Origin of the sequence: Spirillospora sp. NPDC049652 (genome assembly GCF_040675125.1) — a bacterium.
GTDB lineage: Bacteria > Actinomycetota > Actinomycetes > Streptosporangiales > Streptosporangiaceae > Spirillospora.
On record NZ_JBFAOF010000858.1, the window covers coordinates 1 to 3,126 of the forward strand.

The 3,126-nt window shown below is 70.8% G+C and carries 2 protein-coding genes; both read left to right on the forward strand.

Going from position 1 to position 3,126, the window contains the following annotated elements:
• The coding region (locus AB0J52_RS33875) for an ABC transporter substrate-binding protein (protein WP_500186963.1) at window positions 1–1,658 on the forward strand (1,658 nt) is incomplete at its 5' end.
• 138 nt (window positions 1,659–1,796) lie between these two features.
• Window positions 1,797–3,126: ABC transporter ATP-binding protein (locus AB0J52_RS33880; RefSeq protein WP_500186965.1), on the forward strand; the 1,330-nt coding region annotated here is incomplete at its 3' end.

Below are 3,126 nucleotides of genomic sequence, written 5' to 3' on the forward strand. Positions count from 1 at the left end.
GGACGCTGAAGGTGGTCGGCTCGTCCGACCCCGACCACATCGACACCTCCAGCGTCTACACGACGTGGGGCAACCTGCTGGCCCGGCAGTTCTCGCGGAACCTGTTCAACGTCAAGGCCGCCGACAACTTCGACGACGCCATCAAGGTCGTCCCGGACGCCGCCGCCGAGATCCCGACCACCGGCAACGGCGGCCTCAGCAAGGACGGCAAGACCTACACCATCAAGCTGCGCGACGGCCTGCAGTGGGACACGAACCCGGTCCGGCCGGTGGTCGCGAACGACTTCGTGCGCGGCATCAAGCGCGTCTGCAACCCGGCCAAGCCGTCCGGCGGCATGGCGTACTACACCGAGACCATCCAGGGCTTCAGCGCCTTCTGCGACGGCTTCTCCAAGGTCAGCGCGACCGACCCGGCGGCGATCGCGGGCTACCAGAACCAGCACCAGGTGCCCGGCCTGCAGGCCAAGGACGACAAGACGCTGGTCGTCAAGCTGGTGAACCCGGCCAGCGACTTCACCAACATCCTCGGCCTGTCGTTCTCGGCGGCGGCCCCGGCGGAGTACGACAGGTACATCCCCGACAGCCCCCAGTTCCGCGCGCACACGATCTCCGACGGGCCCTACAAGATCACCGCCTACCAGGCCAACAAGCAGATCACGCTGGCGAAGAACCCCGCCTGGAAGGCCGACTCCGACCCGGTCCGGGAGCAGAACCCCGACGCGATCCAGATCACGATGGGGCAGGACTCGCCCGAGACCGTCCAGCAGCAGATGGAGTCCGGCTCGGCCGACCTGTCCTGGGACCAGACCGTCCCGACCGGGCGGATCCGGAGCCTGAAGTCCAACTCCGACTTCAAGATCATGGACGGGTCGTCCAGCAACCCCTACATCGTGTTCAACACGCTCAGCCCGAACAACGGCGGGGCGCTGGGCAAGGTCGCGGTGCGGCAGGCGATCCAGTACGCGATCGACAAGTCCGCGGCGGTGCAGATCTACGGCGGCCCGGACGTCAGCGAGGTGCTGAACCAGGTCATCCCGCCGCGCAGCGTCGGCTACAAGACGTTCAACCTCTACCCGACGCCCGGCAACTCCGGCGACCCGAACAAGTGCAAGACGATGCTGAGCGCGGCGGGGTACCCGGGCGGGCTCACGCTGAAGTTCCCCTACCGGGTCTCCAGCAACCACCCGAAGATCGCCCAGTCCGTCCAGGCGAACCTCGCCAAGTGCGGCATCAGGGCGCAGCTCACCCCGGACACCAACGGCACGTTCTACAGCAAGACGCTGGTCACGCCGTCGGACGCCAAGGCCGGCAAGTGGGACATCGCCGGGCCCGGCTGGGTGCCGGACTGGTACGGCAACAACGGCCGCACCAACATCGTCCCGCTGTTCGACGGACGGCACTACGGCCCGAACTCCACCAACTACGGCGGCTACAACAACCCGACGGTGAACAAGCTGATCGACCAGGCGCTGGAGGCCAAGGACGTCAACGCGGCCGCCAACTCCTGGGCGCAGGCCGACCGGCAGATCATGCAGGACGCCGCGGTCGTCCCGCTGATGAACCAGAAGTATCCGATCTTCCACTCGTCCCGGGTGAAGAACGCCAAGTACCTGCCGCAGTTCCAGGGCTACGACTACGGCCTCATCAAGCTCCAGTGACCGCCGTCCCGGCCGGGCCCGCGCCGCGCGGGCCCGGCCGGGACGCGGGCACGGCGGGCCCGTCCGGACGGCGCGACCGCCGGCCCGGGCGGGACGGTCCGGTCAGGTCCGGCGCGGCACGGGCGCGAAGGGGCGTCGATGAGTCTTCTCGAGGTGACCGACCTCCAGGTCTCCTTCCACACCGCCGACGGCGAGGTCCACGCCGTGCGCGGGATGTCGTTCTCGGTGGACCGCGGCCGCACCCTCGGCATCGTCGGGGAGTCGGGGTCGGGCAAGAGCGTGTCGACCCAGACGCTGATGCGGCTGACGCCCGGCGCGCGGGTCTCGGGCACGGCCCTGTTCGAGGGGCAGGACCTGCTGACCATCGGCGACGACCGGATGCGCGAGCTGCGCGGCGCCGAGATCGCGATGATCTTCCAGGATCCGCTGTCCAGCCTGCACCCGCTCTACAAGGTCGGCTGGCAGATCGAGGAAATGATTCGCGCCCACGACCGCAGGGCCTCCAAAGACCAGGCGCGCAAGCGCGCCGTGGAGATGCTCGGCCTGGTCGGCATCCCCCGGCCGGACCGGCGGGTGGACGACTACCCGCACCAGTTCTCCGGCGGCATGCGGCAGCGCGTGATGATCGCGATGGCGCTGGCGCTGAACCCCAAGCTGATCATCGCCGACGAGCCGACCACCGCGCTCGACGCGACCGTCCAGGCGCAGATCCTGGACCTGATGCGGCGGCTCCAGGCGGAGTTCGACACCGCCCTCATCATGATCACCCACGACCTCGGCGTCATCGCCGACATGGCCGACGACGTGCTGGTGATGTACGGCGGCAAGCCCGCCGAAAAGGCCGAGCGCCGCACCCTGTACTACCGGTCCCACCACCCCTACACGATGGGGCTGCTGCGGTCGGTGCCGACGGCGGCGGGCGGCGCGGACCGGCTGCGGCCGATCGCCGGCCAGCCCCCCAGCCTGATCAACCTGCCGACCGGCTGCGTGTTCCACCCGCGCTGCGAGTACGTCATGGACCACTGCGTCACCCACGAGCCGCCGCTCGACCCGGCCGGCCCGCCGCCGGGCGCGCCGGGCCACGACCTCTCGCACGCCTCAGCCTGCTGGCTCCCGCACGAGGCCGTCGGCCTCGGCGAGGACGCGCAGGCCCGCCGCCTCGCCGCCGTCCAGGCCGGACGCGAGGACAAGGGCGCGCGCCCCGAACCCCCGCACCCCGGGACCGCGCCTCCTGACGTCCTGCACGGGGCCGGGCGCCCGGAGACGGAACCGCCCGACGCCGCGCCTTCCGCCGACGCGCCTCCCGACGCCGGGCCTCCCAACGCCGGGCCTCCCAACGCCGGGCCTCCCCACGCCGGGCCTTCCAACGCCGGGCCTTCCAACGCCGGACCTCCCGAGGCGGGGAGTCCTGAGGCCGCGCCGCCCGGGGCCGGGCGTCCTGAGGCGGGGAGTCCTGAGGCGGGCGGGG